Source organism: Streptomyces sp. NPDC008150, assembly GCF_042956945.1.
In the GTDB taxonomy this organism is placed as follows: domain Bacteria; phylum Actinomycetota; class Actinomycetes; order Streptomycetales; family Streptomycetaceae; genus Streptomyces.
Map to the genome: position 1 here is coordinate 347291 of NZ_JBIBHJ010000005.1, position 19160 is coordinate 366450.

The following is a 19160-nucleotide window of genomic DNA, read 5'->3' on the forward strand; positions in this document are numbered from 1 at the left end:
CGGCCGGTGACGGGGACCGACGGGCTGCTGGTGCCGCCGGGGCAGGGCAGGGTGCTCCGGACCCCCGCGCAGCACGTGACGTTCAAGGTGACCGGGTCGCACTCGCGGATGGCGTCCACCTTCGAGGTGCTGGTGCCGCCCGGGTTCGACGTGGGCGCCCATGTGCACACGCGCAGCGAGGAGTTGTTCTACGTGCTGGAGGGCGAGCTGGACGTGCTCGCCTTCGAGCCGCTGGTGCGCACCCCCGACAACTGGCAGCGCTGGGAGTCGGGTTCGGGCAACCGGGTGGTGCGGGCGACACCGGGCACGGTCATCGTCGTGCCGCCCGGCTGCCCGCACGCGTTCGCGAACCCGACCGACGAGCCGGCGAAGATGTTCTTCCAGGCGTCGCCGCCGCCGGACCACGAGCGGTACTTCGAGGAGCTGCTGGCCATCCTCGACCGGGGCGGCCCGCCGGACCACGCGGCGATCGAGGAACTGCGGGCCCGCTACGACATCGAGCAGCTCACGCCGCTGCGGCACCGCTGACCGCGCGCCGGCGGGGCGGAGCGCGCGCCGTCGGCGCGCGGTCCGCCCCGCCGGCGTGGTGCTCCGGGGGCTACCGGATCGGCACGCCCGCCAGGGTGCGCGCGATCACGAGACGCTGGATCTCGCTGGTGCCCTCGAAGATCGTGTAGATGGCGCTGTCGCGGTGCATGCGCTCCACCGGGTACTCGCGGGTGTAGCCGTTGCCGCCGAGGATCTGCACGGCCTGCGCGGTGACCTTCTTCGCGGTCTCGCTCGCGAACAGCTTCGACATCGAGCCCTCGGCCGCGGTGAACGGCCTGCCGTTGACGGCCATCCAGGACGCGCGCCACACCAGCAGGCGGGCGGCGTCGATCTGGGTCCGCATGTCGGCGAGCTGGAAGGCGACGCCCTGGTTGTCGATGATGGGGCGGCCGAACTGCTCGCGGGTCTTCGCGTAGTCGAGGGCGACCTCGTAGGCGGCACGGGCGGTGCCCACCGCCATGGCGCCGACGGCAGGGCGGGACGCCTCGAAGGTGGCCATGGCGGCGTTCTTCACGCGCTCGCCGCCCTTCGCGGCCTTCTCGCGGGCGCGGGCGAGGCGGTGGTCGAGCTTCTCCTTGCCGCCGAGCAGGCAGGAGCCGGGCACGCGCACGTTCTCCAGGACGACCTCGGCGGTGTGCGAGGCGCGGATGCCGTGCTTCTTGAACTTCTGGCCCTGGGAAAGGCCGGGCGTGCCGGGCGGCACGATGAAGGAGGCGTGCCCCTTGGAGCCGATCTCCGGGTCGACCACGGCGACGACGACGTGGACGTTGGCGATGCCGCCGTTGGTGGCCCAGGTCTTGGTGCCGTTGAGCACCCACTCGTCCTTGGCCTCGTCGTAGACGGCGCGGGTGCGCATGGCGCCCACGTCGGAACCGGCGTCGGGCTCGGAGGAGCAGAAGGCGGCGACCTTCACGTCGTTGGCGTCGCCGTACATCTGCGGGATCCAGGTGCCGATCTGCTCCTCGGTGCCGTTGGCGAGCACGCCGACGGCGGCGAGTCCCGTCCCGACGATGGAGAGCGCGATGCCGGCGTCGCCCCAGAACAGCTCCTCCATCGCCATGGGTATGCCGAGGCCGGTGGCGTCGAAGTACTGCTGGGCGTAGAAGTCCAGGGAGTAGATGCCGACCTTCGCGGCCTCCTGGATGACCGGCCAGGGAGTCTCCTCGCGCTCGTCCCATTCGGCGGCCGCGGGACGGATCACGTCGGCGGCGAAGCCGTGGATCCAGTCGCGGACCTCCTTCTGTTCGTCGTTGAGCTCCATGGTGAACTCGGCCATGACCCCTCCAGTGGCACACCAGCTTGTTACTAACGGTAACGCGAGTCTGTTACCGGCTGGTAGGAAAAGTCAACTCCCGACATCCAGCCGGTAGCCCGTTCGATGTCCGGTTCACGGCGAGTGTTAGTTTGCGCTTGCGTCACCGAATCAGCACGGGTGGGGAGAGATCATGGACACCACACCGCGGACCGAACAGCAGCGGTCCGCCGACCGCCGACGGCAGGAACTGCTGGAGGCCGCCGACCGGGTGGTGCTGCGCGACGGGCCGCAGGCCTCGATGAACGCCATCGCCGCCGAGGCGGGCATCACCAAGCCCATCCTGTACCGCCACTTCGGCGACAAGAGCGGACTGTACGCCGCGCTCGCCCAGCGCCACACGGACGCCCTGCTGCACTCGCTGCGGGCCGCCCTCGACGCACCCGCGGAGGACCGGCGCGAGCGCGTCGAGGCCACCCTCGACACCTACCTCGCGGCGATCGCCGCGCGGCCGCAGGTCTACCGCTTCCTCATGCACCCCTCGGAGGGCGCCCCCACGGGCGACCAGGGCTTCGACGCCGGCCGCCAGTCGGCGCCGCTGCTGCGCCGCATGGGCGAGGAACTGGCCCAGGTCATCGGCGAACGGCTCGACCTCGGCCCCGAGCACGACCAGATCGCCCGCGTCTGGGGCCACGGGATCGTGGGCATGATGCACGCCGCCGGCGACTGGTGGCTCGGCGAACGCCCGCTCCCCCGGGCCGCGTTGGTGCGCAGTCTCGCCGACCTGCTGTGGGGGCGGCTGGCCGCCGCCGAGGACAAGACGGGCGGCCCGGTCTTCTGACGGCCCGCCACCGGCCCGGCCGCGCGCGGGCCCTCCGGTCTAGCCGGAGACCGTCCGGCCGCTCCCCCAGGACGCCTTCGCGGCCTGCCGCAGCACCTTGCGACGGCGCCGCCCGGTCAGCCGGTCGGGATAGACCCGGCCCTCCAGGTGGTCGTACTCGTGCTGGAGACACCGCGCGAAGAAACCGGTGCCCTCCACCTCGACGGGTTCACCGCTCGCCGTGAACCCCTCGACGACCGCCCGGTCGAACCGCTCGGTCGGCGCCTCCAGGCCCGGCAGCGACAGGCAGCCCTCCGGGCCGCGCAGCACGATCCCGTCGGCCGCCACCAGCCGCGGGTTCACCACGTGACCCAGGTGCCGCACCTCCTCGTCGTCCGGACAGTCGAAGACGAAGACCCGCAGTGCCTCGCCGACCTGGTTCGCGGCCAGGCCCACACCGCGGGCCGCGTACATGGACGCGAACAGGTCCTCGACCAGCCGCGCGAGGCCGGGACCGAAGTCGGTGACCTCGGCGGACGGTGCGTGCAGCACCGGATCGCCGAGCAGGGTCAGGGGCCGGACGCGCCCGTGGGCGCCCGGGATCGGGCCGTGTCGCATGGCGGCAAGGGTACGGTCCTGGAAGGAACGCCATGCGGGCACGGCCACCGTGGCCGGTGCCGGGATTCGGTACCGGAGTGGATCTCGATAGGCTGAGGCCACACCACGTTGCCGGAGGCTTCAGGCGCGGCGCGTACGCAAGGAGGATCGAGAACTGATGGCAGGCAACTCGGACCCGCTCACGCCGCGGGCCAAGCTGGCCGTGACCGCGGGCAAGGCGGCCGCGGCCGTCTCGCGTGCCGCGGGACGCGGCAGTGGTTCGGTGATCGGCGGCAAGGTTGCGCTCCGGCTCGACCCCGACCTGCTCGCCCGGCTCGCGACGCACCTGGACTGTGTCCTGGTCTCGGCGACCAACGGCAAGACGACGACCACCCGGCTCATCGCGGAGGCGCTGGGCGCGGCGGGACCGGTCGTCTCCAACGCCCTCGGCGCCAACATGCCGGCCGGCATCACCTCGGCCCTCGCCGGGGGTTCCGACGCCCGGTACGGCGTCATCGAGGTGGACGAGAAGTACCTGGCGGGGGTCGCCCGCGACACCTCGCCCAAGTGCATCGCCCTGCTCAACCTCTCCCGCGACCAGCTCGACCGCGCGGCCGAGACCCGCATGCTCGCGGAGAACTGGCGCGAGGGGCTTGCCGGTTCGAAGGCCGTCGTCGTCGCCAACTGCGACGACCCGCTGGTGGTGTGGGCCGCGTCCTCCTCCCCCAACGTGGTGTGGGTGGCCGCCGGCCAGATGTGGAAGGACGACGCCTGGTCGTGCCCGTCGTGCGGCGGCGTGATGCAGCGCCCCGGCGACGACTGGTTCTGCAACGAGTGCGGTTTCCGCCGCCCGACGCCGAGCTGGGCGCTCTCCGGCGACCACGTCCTCGACCCGCACGGCTCGGCCTGGCCGATCCACCTCCAGCTCCCGGGCCGCGCCAACAAGGCGAACGCCGCGAGCTCCGCGGCCGTCGCCGCCGTCTTCGGAGTGCCGCCCCAGGTGGCCCTGGAGCGGATGTACCGGGTGCAGGCGGTCGCCGGACGCTACGACGTCGTGCAGTTCATGCAGCGCGACCTGCGGCTGCTGCTGGCCAAGAACCCGGCCGGCTGGCTGGAGACGTTCTCCCTGATCGACCCGCCGCCGACCCCCGTCATCCTGTCGGTGAACGCGCGCGGCGCCGACGGCACCGACACCTCCTGGCTGTGGGACGTCGACTACACGCGGCTCACCGGTCACCCCATCTTCGTGCTGGGCGACCGCAAGCTCGACCTCGCCGTGCGCCTGGAGGTCGCGAACCAGTCCTTCCAGGTCTGCGACAGCCTCGACCAGGCGGTGCAGCAGGCTCCTCCCGGCCGGATCGAGGTCATCGCGAACTACACCGCGTTCCAGGACCTCCGCCGCCGAGTCGGCAACTGATCGGATCGGGAAGGACTATGGGCATGAGTGACAACCAACTGCGTCTGGTGTGGATCTACCCGGACCTGCTGAGCACCTACGGCGACCAGGGCAACGCCCTCGTCGTGGAGCGCCGGGCACGCCAGCGCGGGCTCGACGTGGCCCGCCTGGACGTGCGCAGCGACCAGCCGGTCCCCACGTCGGGCGACATCTACCTGATCGGCGGCGGCGAGGACCGCCCGCAGCGGCTCGCGGCCGAGCGGCTGCGCCGCGACGGCGGGCTGCACCGGGCGGCCGGCAACGGCGCGATCCTGTTCTCGGTGTGCGCGGGCTACCAGATCCTCGGGCACGAGTTCATCAACGACCTCGGCCAGCGCGAGCCCGGCCTCGGGCTGCTGGACGTGGTGTCGGTGCGCGGCGAGGGAGAGCGCTGCGTCGGCGACGTGTACGGGGACATCGACCCCCGGCTCGGCCTGCCGCCGCTGACCGGCTTCGAGAACCACCAGGGCGTCACGCACCTGGGCCCGACCGCCCGCCCCTTCGCCCGGGTCAAGCTCGGCAAGGGCAACGGCACGGGCGACGGCACCGAAGGCGCGTACAACGACACGGTGTTCGGCACGTACATGCACGGTCCGGTGCTCGCCCGGAACCCGCAGATCGCGGACCTGCTGCTGAAGCTGGCCCTCGACGTGAACGCGCTGCCGCCGGTCGACGACCGCTGGTACGAGGCGCTGCGCAGCGAGCGGATCGCCTCGGCGACGCAGCCAGCCTGAGCGCACCCGTCCGACGCCCGGACGCCCCCGGCCAGGTGCCGGGGGGCGTCCGGGCGTCGTCGTACACCGGGTGTTCCGCCCCGCGCAACCGGCCCGTCTGAAGGGGCATCCGCACAGGTGAGCGGGGGTGTCCAGCCAGCGGACGCACGGTGCTGGGCCGGGGTGCCTTGCCGCTAGGGTGGCGGGGATTCGAGCCGGACGACGAGGTCCGGTACCCGACCCCCGTCGAGAAGGTAGTCCGGGCTATGCGCATTGGTGTCCTCACGTCCGGCGGTGACTGCCCCGGCCTCAACGCCGTCATCCGGTCCGTCGTGCACCGCGCCGTGGTCGACCACGGTGACGAGGTCATCGGCTTCCGGGACGGCTGGAAGGGCCTCCTGGAGTGCGACTACCTCAAGCTCGACCTCGACGCCGTGAGCGGCATCCTGGCGCGCGGCGGCACCATCCTCGGCTCCTCCCGGGTACGCCCCGAGCAGCTGCGCGACGGTGTGGAGCGGGCGCGCGGCCACGTCGAGGAGCTGGGGCTCGACGCGATCATCCCGATCGGCGGCGAGGGCACCCTGAAGGCGGCCCGGCTGCTGTCGGACAACGGCCTGCCGATCGTCGGGGTCCCGAAGACCATCGACAACGACATCGCGGTCACCGACGTCACGTTCGGCTTCGACACCGCGGTGGGCGTCGCCACGGAGGCGCTGGACCGGCTCAAGACCACCGCGGAGTCGCACCAGCGGGTGCTGATCGTCGAGGTGATGGGCCGGCACACCGGGTGGATCGCGCTGCACTCCGGCATGGCCGCGGGCGCCCACGCGGTGGTCGTGCCCGAACGGCCCTTCGACATAGAGGAGTTGGCGGCGAAGGTCGGCGAGCGCTTCTCCGCGGGCAAGCGGTTCGCGATCGTCGTGGCGGCCGAGGGCGCGAAGCCGAAGGCGGGTTCCATGGCCTTCGACGAGGGCGCCAAGGACGTCTACGGCCACGAGCGGTTCGCGGGCATCGCCCGTCAGCTCTCCCTGGAACTGGAGCACCGGCTCGGCAAGGAGGCCCGCCCGGTCATCCTCGGGCACGTGCAGCGCGGCGGGACGCCGACGGCGTACGACAGGGTGCTCGCGACGCGCTTCGGCTGGCACGCCGTGGAGGCCGTGCACCGCGGGGAGTTCGGGCGGATGACCGCGCTGCGCGGCACCGACATCGTGATGGTGTCGCTCGCGGAGGCCGTCGAGACGCTCAAGACGGTGCCGGACGAGAGGTACGAAGAGGCGGAGTGCGTGCTCTGACGCACAGCGCGCCGCGCCGCCCCCGGTGACCGCGGTCGCCGGGGGCGGTTCTAGTGTGGGTCCGGACAGACGGCGTACAACCCCCACGAACCAGGAGCCGGCGGATGGATCACAGCGGGCACGGCATGACGATGGATCTGCCGCCGTTCACGCTGGCGCGGGGCCTGCACTGGTCCCTCGACCCGTTCTTCCTCGTCGCCTGCCTGCTGGGTCTCGCCCTGTACGGCTGGGGCGTGGCACGTCTGGTGCGGCGCGGCGACGCGTGGCCGGTGGGCCGCACGATCTCGTTCACCGTCGGGGTCCTGACGGTCGCGCTGATGATGTGCACCCGGCTCAACGACTACGGCATGGTCATGTTCAGCGTGCACATGGTGCAGCACATGGTGATCAGCATGCTGTCGCCGATCCTGCTGCTGCTCGGTGCCCCGATCACCCTGGCGCTGCGCGCACTGCCGGTGGCGGCGCGGGGCAGCAGGGGGCCGCGCGAGCTGCTGCTGATGCTGCTGCACAGCCGGTACCTGCGGATCGTCACGCACCCGGCGTTCACCATCCCGCTGTTCATCGCGAGCCTGTACGCGCTCTACTTCACGCCGATCTTCGACTTCCTGATGCGCTCGCAGACCGGGCACGCCGTGATGATGGTGCACTTCCTCGCGGTCGGTGTCGTCTTCTTCTGGCCGATCATGGGCGTCGACCCGGGGCCGCACCGGCCGGGCTACCTGATGCGGATGCTGGAACTGTTCGCGGGAATGCCGTTCCACGCGTTCTTCGGCATCGCGCTGATGATGGCGTCCGAGCCGATGGTGTCGACGTACAAGAACCCGCCCGCCTCCCTCGCCATTGACGCCCTGTCCGACCAGACCGCGGCGGGCGGCATCGCGTGGGCCTTCAGCGAGGTCCCGTCCGTCCTGGTCCTGCTGGCCCTGCTGTTCCAGTGGTACGGCTCCGAGCAGCGGCAGGCCAAGCGCCAGGACCGCGCGGCGGACCGTGACGGCGACCAGGAGCTCAACGCGTACAACGCCTACCTCGCCTCGCTGAACACCCGCGGGAACTGAACCGGCCGCCTCGTCCCGGTCCTCCTCCTTCCCCGGGCGTGCGCGTTCGGCGGTCTCCCGGTGCCCTTCACCTCCCACGCCGGGTGGATCGGGGGCACCATGGTGGCAACGGACCACGAGGAGGGTGTCGCGATGCCCGGTTCCACGAAGGCGATGGGGGTGATCACCGTCGGCGGTCTCGTCGTGGTGACCGCCTACACGGTGGCCATCGGCAGCAACGGATGGCTCTGGTTCGGCTGGGTGGTGCTCGGCATGATCACCGTGGGGATGCTGGCGACCCGCAGCACCTGACCGGCCCCGGGGCCGGGGCGCCGGCGCTCACGCCGGTCCCGCGGAGTGCACGCCCGGCTGGTACTTCGGCAGCCGGGCGGAGATCTTCATGCCGGCGCCCGGTGCCGTCTCGATGACGAGGCCGCAGTCGTCGCCGTAGACCTGCCGCAGCCTGTCGTCCACGTTGGACAGACCGATGCCGCCCGAGGGGCCCGCCTCCCCCGCCAGGATGCGGCGCAGCAGCGCGGGGTCCATGCCGCCCCCGTCGTCCTCGATGACGACGAGCGCGTCGGCGCCCGCGTCCTGCGCCGTGATCCGGATGCGGCAGGTGCCGGTGCTGCCCTCCAGGCCGTGCTTGACGGCGTTCTCCACCAGCGGCTGGAGACACAGGAAGGGCAGCGCGACGGGCAGCACCTCGGGGGCGATCTGCAGGGTGACCGCGAGCCGGTCGCCGAAGCGGGCGCGGACCAGTCCGAGGTACTGGTCGACGGCGTGCAGTTCGTCGGCGAGGGTGGTGAACTCGCCGTGCCTGCGGAACGAGTAGCGCGTGAAGTCGGCGAACTCCAGCAGCAGTTCACGCGCCCGCTCCGGGTCCGTGCGCACGAACGAGGCGATCACGGCCAGTGAGTTGAAGATGAAGTGCGGGGAGATCTGGGCGCGCAGGGCCCGGATCTCCGCCTCGATGAGGCGGGTGCGCGACTGGTCGAGGTCGGCGAGTTCGAGCTGGACCGACACCCACCGCGCGACCTCCCCGGCGGCCCGCACCAGGACGGCCGACTCGCGCGGGGCACAGGCGACGAGCGCGCCGTGCACCCGGTCGTCGACGGTGAGCGGGGCGACGACGGCCCAGCGCAGCGGGCAGTCGGGGGCGTCGCAGGCCAGCCGGAACGCCTCGCCGCGGCCGGTGTCGAGGGCCCCCGCGAGCCGTTCCATGATCTCGGCGCGGTGGTGCTCCCCCGCGCCGTCCCACACCAGGACGTCGTGGTCGTCGGTCAGGCACAGCGCGTCCGTGCCGAGCAGCGAGCGCAGCCGCCGTGCGGAACGGCGGGCGGTCTCCTCCGTCAGCCCGGCCCGCAGCGGGGGCGCGGCGAGCGACGCGGTGTGCAGGGTACGGAAGGTGGCGTGCTCCACGTCGGTGCCCAGACCGCCGAGGCTCTCGGGCCGCGCGGTGCGCCTGCCGAGCCAGAACCCGGCGGCGAGCAGCGGCAGCACGGCCACGCAGAGGCCGGCGAGGAAGCCGCTCACGGGCGGGCCCCCCGGGCCGGGCACGCGGGCCGGACCGTCATGGGCGGGCCTCCGTCCTCGGCTGCGCCCCGGCGAGTTCCTCCGGGAGGTGGAAGCGGGCCAGGACGGCCGCCGTCGCGGCGGGGACCCGCTTCGGGGTGAGCAGCGAGCCGAGCGTCATCGTCAGGAAGCCGAGCGGCACCGACCAGATCGCCGGCCACGCGAGCAGCGCGTGCGCCGTGCCGGTGCCGGCCGCGCCCGCCATCGTCGCGCCGACGGACAGCAGCGCGGAGCCGCCGCCGACGAGCATGCCCGCGGCGGCGCCGGGCGGGGTGAGCCGGCGCCACCAGATGCCGAGCACCAGCAGCGGGCAGAACGAGGACGCGGAGACCGCGAAGGCGAGACCCACCGCGTCGGCCACCGGCAGTCCGCCGACGAGCACGGCCGCGGCGAGCGGCACCGCCATCGCGAGGACCGTGCCGAGCCGGAAGTGCCGCACCCCGCGGGCCGGCAGCACGTCCTGGGCGAGCACGCCCGCGACGGCCATCGTCAGCCCGGACGCGGTCGACAGGAACGCGGCGAAGGCACCCCCGGCGACCAGCGCGCCCAGCACGTCGCCGCCGGGCCCGCCGATCATCCGGTCGGGCAGCAGCAGCACGGCGGCGTCCGCGTCGGCGGTGAGGGTGAGTTCGGGCGCGTACACGCGGGCCAGGGCGCCGTACACGGGCGGCAGCAGGTAGAAGACGCCGATCAGGCCGAGCACGGCGACGGTGGTGCGGCGGGCGGCGACGCCGTGCGGGCTGGTGTAGAAGCGCACGACGACGTGCGGCAGGCCCATGGTGCCGAGGAAGGTCGCGAGGATCAGGCCGTACGTCGCGTACAGCGGGCGCTCCTCGCGGCTCGTGGTGAGGGACGCCGACTGCACGGACATGCCGCCCCCGGTGCCGTGGACGGCGGCCGGCACCCGCGCGCCGCGCCCCAGCGTCAGCCGGGTGCCGCCGGCCACGTGGTGGGTGCCCGCCGGGAGCCGGACCTCGCGGGCCGCGTACGGGCGGCCGTCGACCGTGCCGCGGACGGTGACCGTGAGCGGCTTCTCCAGCCGCAGGTCGAGGGTGTCCGGCACGACGACGACGCGCTGCGCGCGCAGCGCGGGCGGTTCCCCGAAGGAGGGGTGCGGCGCGCCGTCGGCCCGCCAGACGAGGACGAGGAAGAGAACGGGAACCAGCAGGGCGGTCAGCTTCAGCCAGTACTGGAAGGCCTGCACGAAGGTGATGCTGCGCATGCCGCCGGCCGCGACGGTCGCCACGACGACGACGGCCACGACGACCGCGCCGAGCTGGTCCGGCGCTCCGGTCAGCACGGCCAACGTCAGCCCGGCGCCCTGGAGTTGAGGCAGCAGGTACAGCCAGCCCACCCCGACGACGAAGGCGCCGGCGAGCCGCCGCACGGGCTGCGAGGCGAGCCGCGCCTCGGCGAAGTCCGGCAGTGTGTAGGCACCGGAGCGGCGCAGCGGGGCGGCGACGAACAGCAGCAGGACGAGGTACCCGGCGGTGTAGCCGACCGGGTACCAGAGCATGTCGGGGCCCTGCACGAGGACGAGGCCCGCGATGCCGAGGAAGGACGCGGCGGAGAGGTACTCGCCGCTGATCGCGGCGGCGTTCAGACGCGGGCCGACGGTGCGGGAGGCGACGTAGAAGTCGGAGGTGGTGCGCGAGACGCGCAGGCCGAACGCGCCGACCAGGACGGTCGCCAGGACCACGAGGACGACGGCGGTGACGGCGTAGCCGGTGTGCACGGTCAGCGGTCCTCGACGAGCCGGACGAAGTCCCGTTCGGCCCGCTCCGCGCGCCGCACGTACCAGCGGGCGACGAGGACCATCGGCGCGTAGAGGCAGAAGCCGAGGACGGTCCACTCCAGCCGGCGGGCGGCGGGGAGGGCGGCGAACAGCAGCGGCAGCGGGCCGACGAGCAGCACCAGGAACGCGAACCCGGCCAGTCCCGAACGGAGTTGGGTGCGCATCAGGGAGCGCACGTAGGTGTGGCCCAGGGTGGTCTGTTCGTCGATCTCGGTGCGCGGGCGGTAGTAGCCGGAGGTGCGGCGGGTGCGGCGGGGCGGTCCGGTGACGACGACGCGGCGTTCTGCGGGGTCGTGGGGCACGGCGGCGTCTCCTCGGTCGGCGGTGCGGCGCGTCGGGCGGTGAACGCGTCGGGCGGTCGCGCGGCGCTCAGTTGGCGGTGCGGCGCATCAGCAGGTCGCGCAGGTCGCGGGCGTGGCGCCGGCTGACCTGGAGCTCCTCGGTGCCGACCAGGACGCTCACCGTGCCCGCGTCCAGGCGCAGTTCACCGATGTGCCGCAGGGCGACCAGGTGGCGGCGGTGGATGCGGACGAAGCCGCGCGAGCGCCACCGCTCCTCCAGCGTGGACAGCGGGATGCGGACCAGGTGGCTGCCCTGCGCGGTGTGCAGCCGGGCGTAGTCGCCCTGCGCCTCGACGTGGGTGATGGTGTCGACGGCCACGAAGCGGGTCACTCCGCCCAGTTCCACCGGGAGTTGGTCGGGATCGGGCTCGTGCACGGGGATCCGCGGCGCCTCGCCGCGCAGCCGCGCGGTGCGCAGCCGGTCGGTGCGGAGCTGGTCGGCGCGGCGCACGGCCTCGGCGAGCCGTTCCCTGCGCACCGGCTTGAGCACGTAGTCGACGGCCTTGAGGTCGAACGCCCGTACCGCGAAGTCCTCGTGGGCGGTGACGAAGACGACCATCGGCGGCTGCGCGAACCCGGTGAGCAGCCGCGCCAGGTCGAGTCCGTCGAGGCCCGGCATGCGGATGTCGAGGAACACCACGTCGACGGCCTCGGGCCCGTCCGGGCCCGACTCCAGCGCCCTGTTGATGCGTCGCAGCGCCCCCGTCGAGTCGTCGGCGCCCTCCGCGGCGCCGATGCGCGGGTCCGCGCGCAGCAGGTACAACAGCTCCTCCAGGGAAGGGCGTTCGTCGTCGACGGCGAGGGCGCGCAGCATGGTCGTGGAGTCTAGAAGCAATCGGGGCGCGGGGAGCGGCACCGTCGCGGAGAGACTCCGCTGGATACAGTGCCGCCATGAACAGCAGGCCCGCGCCGTTCGACGAGCTCGACCGGCAGATCGTCACCGCGCTGATGGCCAACGCCCGTTCGAGCTTCGCGGAGATCGGGACGGCGGTGGGGCTGTCCGCGACCGCCGTGAAGCGGCGGGTGGACCGGCTGCGCGAGAGCGGCGTGATCACCGGTTTCTCCGCCCAGGTGAAGCCGTCGGCGCTGGGCTGGCGCACGGAGGCGTACGTGGAGGTGTACTGCGAGGGGGCTGCGCCGCCGCGACGGCTGGCGGAGGTGGTGCGCAACCATCCCGAGATCGCCGCCGCGATGACGGTGACGGGCGGCGCCGACGCGCTGCTGCACGTACGGGCCACGGACGTCCAGCACTTCGAGGAGGTCCTCGAACGCATCCGCGCCGAGCCGTTCATCCGGAAGACGATCAGCTATCTGGTGCTGTCCCACCTGCTGCCCGAGAGCCCGGAGGCGGGCGCGAGCCAGCCGGCCCCGGAGGACGCAGCAGAGCTGCGCGGACCGGGCTGAAGACGCAGCAATCCTGCGCGGACACGCAGCTTCCGTTCCTTGTCGGACGTCTCCGTCATTTCCTACCGTTGTGTCGAGCCGGAAGATCCCGGCCGATCCCCGCTGGAAACGGAGGTATCCCTCTGTGCCCGACAGCCTCACCGCGACCGACCCTCCCCCGGCCGCCCGCGCCTCCCGTACGCCGCGGCCCCGCCGCTTCCTCGTCTGCGAACCGGCGCACTTCGCCGTCGAGTACGCCATCAACCCCTGGATGCGGCCCGACGCCCGGGTGGACACCGGCCTGGCCCGCGAGCAGTGGCGGTCGCTGGTCCGCGCCTACCGCGCGCACGGTCACGAGGTCGAGACGGTCGAACCCGTCCCCGGGCTGCCCGACATGGTGTTCGCCGCGAACTGCGCGGTCGTCGTGGACGGCCGTGTGCTCGGCTCCCTCTTCCACGCGCCCGAGCGGCGCCCCGAGTCCACGCACTACACGAGCTGGTTCGAGGCGGCCGGCTTCGACGTCCGCGTACCGGCCGCGGTCTGCGAGGGCGAGGGCGACCTCGTCCCGGCGGGGCGCTACGTCCTGGCCGGCACCGGGTTCCGGACCAGCCGCGAGGCGCACCGCGAGGCGCAGGAGTTCTTCGGCCGTCCGGTGATCAGCCTGCATCTGGTGGACCCGTACTTCTACCACCTGGACACCGCGCTGTTCGTGCTGCGCGACAGCGACGGGCCCGACGCCGAGATCGCCTACTACCCGGAGGCGTTCTCCGCCGGCAGCCGGGCCGTGCTCGCCCGCCTCTACCCGGACGCGGTGCTCGCCACCCGGGCGGACGCCCTCGCGTTCGGCCTCAACTCCGTCTCCGACGGCCGTCACGTCTTCATCGCGCCGGACGCCCGTGCGCTCGCCGCCCGGCTCGCCCGGCGCGGTTACGTCCCCGTCCCCGTCGACCTGTCCGAGCTGCACAAGGCCGGCGGTGGCATCAAGTGCTGCACCCAGGAGATCCGTTCATGACCGCTCCCGCCCGTACCCGCACCTCGGACGACCTGATCCGCGCCGAGGAGCCCGTCCTCGCGCACAACTACCACCCGCTGCCCGTGGTCGTCGCCCGCGCGGAGGGCGCGTGGGTGGAGGACGTCGAGGGCCGCCGCTACCTGGACCTGCTGGCCGGCTACTCGGCCCTCAACTTCGGCCACCGGCACCCCGCCCTGCTGGCGGCGGCGCACGACCAGCTCGACCGGCTCACCCTCACCTCGCGGGCGTTCCACCACGACCGGCTGGCCGAATTCGCCGAGCGGCTGGCCGCGTTGACCGGGCAGGAGATGGTGCTGCCGATGAACACGGGCGCGGAGGCGGTGGAGAGCGGCATCAAGGTGGCCCGCAAGTGGGCGTACGAGGTGAAGGGCGTGCCCGCCGACCGGGCGACGATCGTGGTCGCCGCCGACAACTTCCACGGCCGTACGACGACGATCGTCGGCTTCTCGACGGACGAGGACGCGCGGGCCGGCTTCGGACCGTTCGCGCCGGGCTTCCGGGTCGTCCCGTACAACGACCTGGCGGCGCTGGAGGCCGCCGTGGACGCGACCACCGCGGCAGTGCTGATCGAACCGGTGCAGGGCGAGGCCGGCGTGGTCGTGCCGGACGACGGATATCTGGCAGGCGTACGGGAGTTGACCCGGCGGGCGGGCTGCCTGTTCGTGGCGGACGAGATCCAGTCCGGGCTGGGGCGCACCGGCCGCACCCTGGCGGTGGACCACGAGGGGGTCGTGCCCGACGTGGTGCTGCTCGGCAAGGCGCTGGGCGGCGGGATCGTACCGGTGTCCGCGGTGGTGGCGGGCCGGGACGTGCTCGGCGTGCTGCGGCCCGGCCAGCACGGCTCGACGTTCGGCGGCAATCCGCTCGCGGCGGCGGTCGGCACGGCGGTGGTCGAGCTCCTGGAGACCGGGGAATTCCAGCGCCGGGCACAGGAGTTGGGCGTCGTGCTGCGGGACGGGCTGACCGAGCTGGTCGGGCACGGCGTGCTCGGGTTCCGGTGCCGCGGGCTGTGGGCGGGCGTCGACGTGGACCCGGCGGTCGGCACCGGCCGCGAGATCGGCGAACGGCTGCTGCGGGAGGGCGTGCTGGTGAAGGACACGCACGGCTCGACGATCCGGATCGCACCGCCGCTGACCATCTCGGCCGAGGAACTGCGGTCGGCACTGGGGGCGTTGGGGCGGGTGCTGGCCGCGGGCTGAGCACCGTCCGGTGCGGGCGGGGGCGGCGGGCCGGCAGGGCGTCCCGTCCTGCCGGCGGCCCGCTCCCCGCCCGGTGTCGGTGTGGGTGCGTCCTGCGTCCGGCCGGTCAGGACGGGGTCGAGTTCGTCCTGCTCGGCTGCGCCTTCTCCCCCTGACCGGCGGCGGGCGTCCCGTCCTCCTCCGCCCGCCGGTGACCGCCGCGCAGCGCGGAGGCGACCGCGGAGACCAGGGCCATCCCGGCCGCGACGCCGAACACGATGGTGAGCCCGTGGTGGAAGGCCCCGGAGATCAGCTGCGGGAAGAAGGCGTGCCCGGTCAGCGTCTCGCGCTGCGTCGCCGTCAGAGCGTCCGTGCCGCCCGGCCCCAGCAGGTGCTCCACCGGGTTGTTGCCGAGGAACGTCGCGAACAGGGTGCTCACCGGGGGCAGGTCGGCCGCGCGGGCCGCGGCGTGCGCGGAGACGCCGTGCGCCGTGAGGCCGTCGCGCAGGGCCGAGGGCAGCGTCGTGGCGAGGCCGGAGACCATCAGCGAGAAGAAGACGCCGATGGACAGGGCGGTCCCGGAGTTCTGGAAGGTGGACCGCATGCCGGAGGCGACGCCCCGGTACTCCGGTGGCACGCTGCCCATGATCGAGGACGTGTTGGGCGAGGAGAACATGCCCTGGCCGAGTCCGTTGAGCAGCAGCAGGGCCGCGAACACCCCGTAGTCGAAGTTCACGGGCACGGCCAGCAGCCCGAGGAAGGACGCAGCGACCACGAGCAGCCCGGCGGTGGAGAAGACGCGCGCCCCGAACCGGTCCGAGAGATAGCCGGAGACCGGCCCCGCCAGCAGGAAGCCGCACGTCAGCGGCAGCATGAAGATGCCCGCCCAGAGCGGGGTGTCCTTGAAGTCGTAGCCGTGCAGCGGCAGCCAGATGCCCTGGAGCCAGATGATGAGCATGAACTGGAGTCCGCCGCGCGCGATCGCGGTGAGCAGGGCGGCCAGGTTGCCCACGGCGAACGCCCGCGCCTTGAACAGCGCGAGCTTGAACATGGGTTCGGCGACGCGCGTCTCGATCCAGCAGAACAGTGCGAGCAGGAGGACCCCGCCGAACAGGCCGGCGAGGACCTTGGGGTTGCCCCACCCGGTCGCGCTGCCGCCGTACGGCTGGATGCCGTAGGTGATGCCGGCGAGCAGGATGCCGGCGCCCGCGGCGAAGGTGATGTTGCCGAACCAGTCGACGCGTCCGGGACGTCCCGGACGTGTCTCGCGCAGGCTGAGGTAGGACCAGACGGTGCCCGTGACGCTGATCGGCACGCTCAGCCAGAAGACCGCGCGCCAGTCGATCGCGGCGAGCAGGCCGCCCGCCAGCAGACCCAGGAACTGGCCCGCCAGCGCGGTGATCTGGTTGATGCCGAGCGCCATGCCGCGCTGCCGGGCGGGGAACGCGTCCGTGAGGATCGCGGCGGAGTTGGCGGTGAGCATGGCGCCGCCGAACGCCTGCACCACCCGCCCCACGATCAGCCACAGCGCGCCCGCCCCGCCCTTGAGCGGGTCGAGGGAGAGCGCGACGGAGGCTATGGCGAAGATCAGGAACCCGAGGTTGTAGATCCGCACGCGGCCGAACATGTCGCCGATCCGGCCGAGGGCGACGACGAGCACGGCGGACACCAGCAGGTAGCCGAGCATCATCCACAGCAGGTAGCCGATGTTGCCCGGCGCGAGCGGGTCGAGACCGATCCCGCGGAAGATGGCGGGCAGCGAGATGATGACGATCGAGGCGTCCATCGTGGCGATCAGCACGGCGAGCGTGGTGTTGGACAGCGCCACCCACTTGTAGCCGGGGCCCATCGGGGCCTGCCGGCGCCGGGCGAGGCGTGCCCCGAGGCCGCCGGGAACGAACCGGTTGGTGCTCACAGGCGTTCCGCCACTCTGTCGAGAAGGGGGAGGGCGGCGGCGAGCGCGTGCCGCTCCTCGGGGGTGAAGTCGTCGAGCACGGACGTCAGCCGCCGCACGGAGGCGGAGCGCCGTGCCTCCAGCACCTGCCGGCCCTCGTCGGTGACGGCGACGATCGAGCGGCGCCGGTCGACGACGTCCGGGGTGCGCCGGACGAGGCCGCGCTGTTCGAGTCCGGTGACGGTGGTCGCCATGGCCTGCGGGCGGACCCGTTCCAGCCCGGCGAGGGAGCTGGGCGAGGCGGGCCCGTCGGCGGTGAGCCGGGCGAGTACCGAGACACCGGCGAGGGTCACGTCACCGACGGCGTGCGCCTGCCGCAGTCGTCGGGTGATGCGGGCGACGGCCGGCCGCAGCGCGGCGGCGAGCGACGCGGATTCCGTGGAAAGAGCGGGAGTTGGGGAAGTCGGGGAAGTGGCCACGTCGTACGAGCCTAGATTCCGCAGTCTGGACTGTTCAACCAAGTGTTAGTAATCAGTACGGTGCCGGGTCCCCGCATCCGGCCTGCCGCGGTGGTTCTGCCGGGCCGGTCACGGCCCTACACTGCCAACCTCACCGGCACCCTCCGACCTGCTGGAAAACGGTGTCCGGGGCGGTGTGCGCGAGCCGCGTCCCAGGCGTCCGCCCGAACAAGGAGCGACCGTTGTACTACCTGCTCAAGTACGTGGTGCTGGGCCCCTGGCTGCGGCTGCTGTTCCGGCCCCGGATCGAGGGGCTCGACCATGTTCCGGCGACGGGCGGGGCGATCGTCGCGGGCAACCACCTGTCGTTCTCCGACCACTTCCTGATGCCGGCCATCCTGAAGCGGCGCATCACGTTCCTGGCGAAGGCCGAGTACTTCACCGGTCCCGGCGTCAAGGGCCGGCTGACCGCCGCGTTCTTCCGCAGCATCGGCCAGATCCCGGTCGACCGCGCGAACAAGCAGGCGGGCCGGCCGGCGATCAGCGAGGGCGTCAACGTGCTGCGGCGCGGCGAACTGCTGGGCGTCTACCCCGAGGGCACCCGCTCGCACGACGGGCGCCTCTACAAGGGCCGGGTCGGCGTCGCGGTGATGGCGCTGCGGGCCGGGGTGCCGGTCGTCCCGTGCGCGATGATCGGCACCTTCGAGGCGCAGCCGCCCGGACAGCGGTTCCCGCACGTGGTGCGGCCGGTCGTGATCCGGTTCGGCGAACCCCTCGACTTCTCGCGCTTCGCGGGCATGGAGAACGAGAAGACGGCCCTGCGCGCGGTCACCGACGAGATCATGTACGCGATCCTGGCGCTGTCCGAGCAGGAGTACGTGGACACCTACGCGTCGGTCGTGAAGGCCGAGCTGGAGCAGGGGTCGCCCGCGCGGGTGCGCAGGTTTCCCCGTATGCCCCTGAGTTGAGGCACCGGGACCCGTCAGTGCAGGGCCGCCGCGGCCTCGTCCAGGACGCGGCGCAGCAGGCGGGCGTCGGGGGCGACGGCGGTGACGAGGGCCGCCGGGCCCGCGAGCGGGACGAGGGCGGCGCCCGCGCCGAGCATCCGCGCCTCGACCGGGTTGGCGGCGAACTCCGGTGCGACCAGCACCAGTTGACCGACGGCCCGGTGTCCTCCGAGGACGGCCGGGCCGTCCCAGCCGCCGGGGGCTCCGGGGCCGCACGCCAACTCCTGGTCCAGGACCGGGACTCCGCCGACGTGCACGACCAGGCGGCTGGTCAGGCGCCCCGGTTCCTCGCCGGTGCGCCCGAGCACCTGCTCCTCGCGCAGCACGAGGCGGCCGGCGGGGGCGACGTCGGCGCGGGTGGTGACCGTCAGGTCGCTGCCGGCGGCGGAGATCAACTGCTCGGGCAGCCACTGGAGTTCGGCGTCGTCGGCCACGGTGAGCCGGACGTCGTAGTGGCTCTGCGTCTCGCTCTTGCTCTGCCCGGGAAGCGCGATGGTCGCGGCGGCCGAGCCGACGCGCAGCCGGGCGCCGCCCGCCACGCTCGCCGCGACCGTGAAGCGGTCGCCGCCGAGGGGTCCGCTCATCGCCCCGACGAGCAGCACGCGCGCCTCGGCGCCGGTGGACCGCACGCGCCGCGGGGCGAGGGGGCCCTCGCCCTCCAGGGTGGGCAGGGACGTGCCTCCCCTGCCGTCCGGCGTCGCGACGATCCGCGCGGCGGCGCGGACCCCGGCACCGGCGGGGGGCGCGGGTTCGCGCCCGGCGGGGGTCACCGGTTCGCGCCCGGCGGGGGGCGCGGCGGTCACG

Annotated in this window: 20 protein-coding genes; 11 read left to right on the plus strand and 9 right to left on the minus strand. The window is 73.1% G+C overall.

The window, feature by feature from the left end; genetic code table 11:
• The first annotated feature begins 6 nt into the window (after positions 1-6).
• On the plus strand, positions 7-528 hold the full coding sequence (locus ACFZA0_RS15690) for a cupin domain-containing protein (protein ID WP_391016172.1): 522 nt from the start codon (positions 7-9) through the stop codon (positions 526-528).
• A 70-nt stretch (positions 529-598) separates the two neighbouring features.
• On the opposite strand, the gene ACFZA0_RS15695 is transcribed toward ACFZA0_RS15690, so the two are convergent.
• A complete protein-coding gene (locus ACFZA0_RS15695; protein ID WP_391016175.1) occupies positions 599-1825 on the minus strand; it encodes an acyl-CoA dehydrogenase family protein in 1227 nt (408 codons plus the stop codon).
• A gap of 169 nt (positions 1826-1994) precedes the next feature.
• On the opposite strand from ACFZA0_RS15695, the gene ACFZA0_RS15700 reads away from it, so the two are divergent.
• On the plus strand, positions 1995-2642 hold the full coding sequence (locus tag ACFZA0_RS15700; protein WP_391016178.1) for a TetR family transcriptional regulator: 648 nt from the start codon (positions 1995-1997) through the stop codon (positions 2640-2642).
• Between the two features lie 39 nt (positions 2643-2681).
• On the opposite strand, the gene def is transcribed toward ACFZA0_RS15700, so the two are convergent.
• Positions 2682-3239 carry a peptide deformylase gene (gene def, locus ACFZA0_RS15705; RefSeq protein WP_391016181.1) on the minus strand — a complete coding sequence of 186 codons (558 nt, stop codon included), beginning with the start codon at positions 3237-3239 and terminating at the stop codon, positions 2682-2684.
• 157 nt (positions 3240-3396) lie between these two features.
• On the opposite strand from def, the gene ACFZA0_RS15710 reads away from it, so the two are divergent.
• The 5 genes from ACFZA0_RS15710 to ACFZA0_RS15730 all read left to right on the plus strand — a co-directional run bounded on the left by ACFZA0_RS15710 (position 3397) and on the right by ACFZA0_RS15730 (position 8004).
• The gene (locus tag ACFZA0_RS15710; RefSeq protein WP_391016184.1) at positions 3397-4635 is read left to right on the plus strand and encodes a MurT ligase domain-containing protein; all 1239 of its coding nucleotides are present in this window, start codon (positions 3397-3399) and stop codon (positions 4633-4635) included.
• Positions 4636-4658: 23 nt separating this feature from the next.
• Positions 4659-5387 carry a type 1 glutamine amidotransferase gene (locus ACFZA0_RS15715; RefSeq protein WP_391016187.1) on the plus strand — a complete coding sequence of 243 codons (729 nt, stop codon included), beginning with the start codon at positions 4659-4661 and terminating at the stop codon, positions 5385-5387.
• A 245-nt stretch (positions 5388-5632) separates the two neighbouring features.
• Complete coding sequence (locus ACFZA0_RS15720; RefSeq protein WP_391016190.1) at positions 5633-6658, plus strand: ATP-dependent 6-phosphofructokinase; 1026 nt, start codon at positions 5633-5635, stop codon at positions 6656-6658.
• 104 nt (positions 6659-6762) lie between these two features.
• Positions 6763-7713: a cytochrome c oxidase assembly protein gene (locus tag ACFZA0_RS15725; protein WP_391016193.1), complete on the plus strand. Its 951-nt coding sequence runs from the start codon at positions 6763-6765 to the stop codon at positions 7711-7713.
• Between the two features lie 99 nt (positions 7714-7812).
• A complete protein-coding gene (locus ACFZA0_RS15730; protein WP_391016580.1) occupies positions 7813-8004 on the plus strand; it encodes a hypothetical protein in 192 nt (63 codons plus the stop codon).
• Positions 8005-8031: 27 nt separating this feature from the next.
• Here the strand turns inward: ACFZA0_RS15730 and ACFZA0_RS15735 are convergent, their stop codons facing one another.
• From ACFZA0_RS15735 to ACFZA0_RS15750, 4 genes are all read right to left on the minus strand, one after another.
• Positions 8032-9228: a histidine kinase gene (locus ACFZA0_RS15735; protein ID WP_391016195.1), complete on the minus strand. Its 1197-nt coding sequence runs from the start codon at positions 9226-9228 to the stop codon at positions 8032-8034.
• Between the two features lie 37 nt (positions 9229-9265).
• Positions 9266-11002 (minus strand): cation acetate symporter, encoded by a 1737-nt coding sequence (locus ACFZA0_RS15740; protein WP_391016198.1) that lies wholly within the window; start codon positions 11000-11002, stop codon positions 9266-9268.
• Between the two features lie 2 nt (positions 11003-11004).
• The gene (locus tag ACFZA0_RS15745) at positions 11005-11364 is read right to left on the minus strand and encodes a hypothetical protein (protein WP_391016200.1); all 360 of its coding nucleotides are present in this window, start codon (positions 11362-11364) and stop codon (positions 11005-11007) included.
• Between the two features lie 67 nt (positions 11365-11431).
• Entirely contained in the window at positions 11432-12217 is a 786-nt protein-coding gene (locus ACFZA0_RS15750) for a LytTR family transcriptional regulator DNA-binding domain-containing protein (RefSeq protein WP_391016201.1), read from the minus strand.
• A gap of 77 nt (positions 12218-12294) precedes the next feature.
• On the opposite strand from ACFZA0_RS15750, the gene ACFZA0_RS15755 reads away from it, so the two are divergent.
• The 3 genes from ACFZA0_RS15755 (at position 12295) to rocD (ending at position 15018) form a co-directional block, all read left to right on the plus strand.
• Positions 12295-12807, plus strand: coding sequence for an AsnC family transcriptional regulator (locus tag ACFZA0_RS15755; protein WP_391016204.1), 513 nt, complete (start codon positions 12295-12297; stop codon positions 12805-12807).
• Between the two features lie 124 nt (positions 12808-12931).
• On the plus strand, positions 12932-13798 hold the full coding sequence (ddaH, locus tag ACFZA0_RS15760; protein WP_391016206.1) for a dimethylargininase: 867 nt from the start codon (positions 12932-12934) through the stop codon (positions 13796-13798).
• Positions 13795-15018: an ornithine--oxo-acid transaminase gene (gene rocD / locus ACFZA0_RS15765; RefSeq protein WP_391016209.1), complete on the plus strand. Its 1224-nt coding sequence runs from the start codon at positions 13795-13797 to the stop codon at positions 15016-15018. The genes ddaH and rocD overlap by 4 nt, the downstream gene beginning before the upstream one ends.
• A 106-nt stretch (positions 15019-15124) precedes the next feature.
• Here the strand turns inward: rocD and ACFZA0_RS15770 are convergent, their stop codons facing one another.
• Both ACFZA0_RS15770 and ACFZA0_RS15775 read right to left on the minus strand, forming a co-directional pair.
• On the minus strand, positions 15125-16846 hold the full coding sequence (locus ACFZA0_RS15770) for an MFS transporter (RefSeq protein ID WP_391016566.1): 1722 nt from the start codon (positions 16844-16846) through the stop codon (positions 15125-15127).
• Between the two features lie 62 nt (positions 16847-16908).
• On the minus strand, positions 16909-17370 hold the full coding sequence (locus ACFZA0_RS15775; RefSeq protein WP_391016212.1) for a MarR family transcriptional regulator: 462 nt from the start codon (positions 17368-17370) through the stop codon (positions 16909-16911).
• Positions 17371-17591: 221 nt separating this feature from the next.
• Between ACFZA0_RS15775 and ACFZA0_RS15780 the strand changes: the two genes are divergently transcribed.
• Positions 17592-18317 (plus strand): 1-acyl-sn-glycerol-3-phosphate acyltransferase, encoded by a 726-nt coding sequence (locus ACFZA0_RS15780; protein WP_391016215.1) that lies wholly within the window; start codon positions 17592-17594, stop codon positions 18315-18317.
• A 14-nt stretch (positions 18318-18331) separates the two neighbouring features.
• On the opposite strand, the gene ACFZA0_RS15785 is transcribed toward ACFZA0_RS15780, so the two are convergent.
• Positions 18332-19126, minus strand: coding sequence for an urease accessory protein UreD (locus tag ACFZA0_RS15785; RefSeq protein ID WP_391016569.1), 795 nt, complete (start codon positions 19124-19126; stop codon positions 18332-18334).
• Positions 19127-19160: the final 34 nt, after the last annotated feature.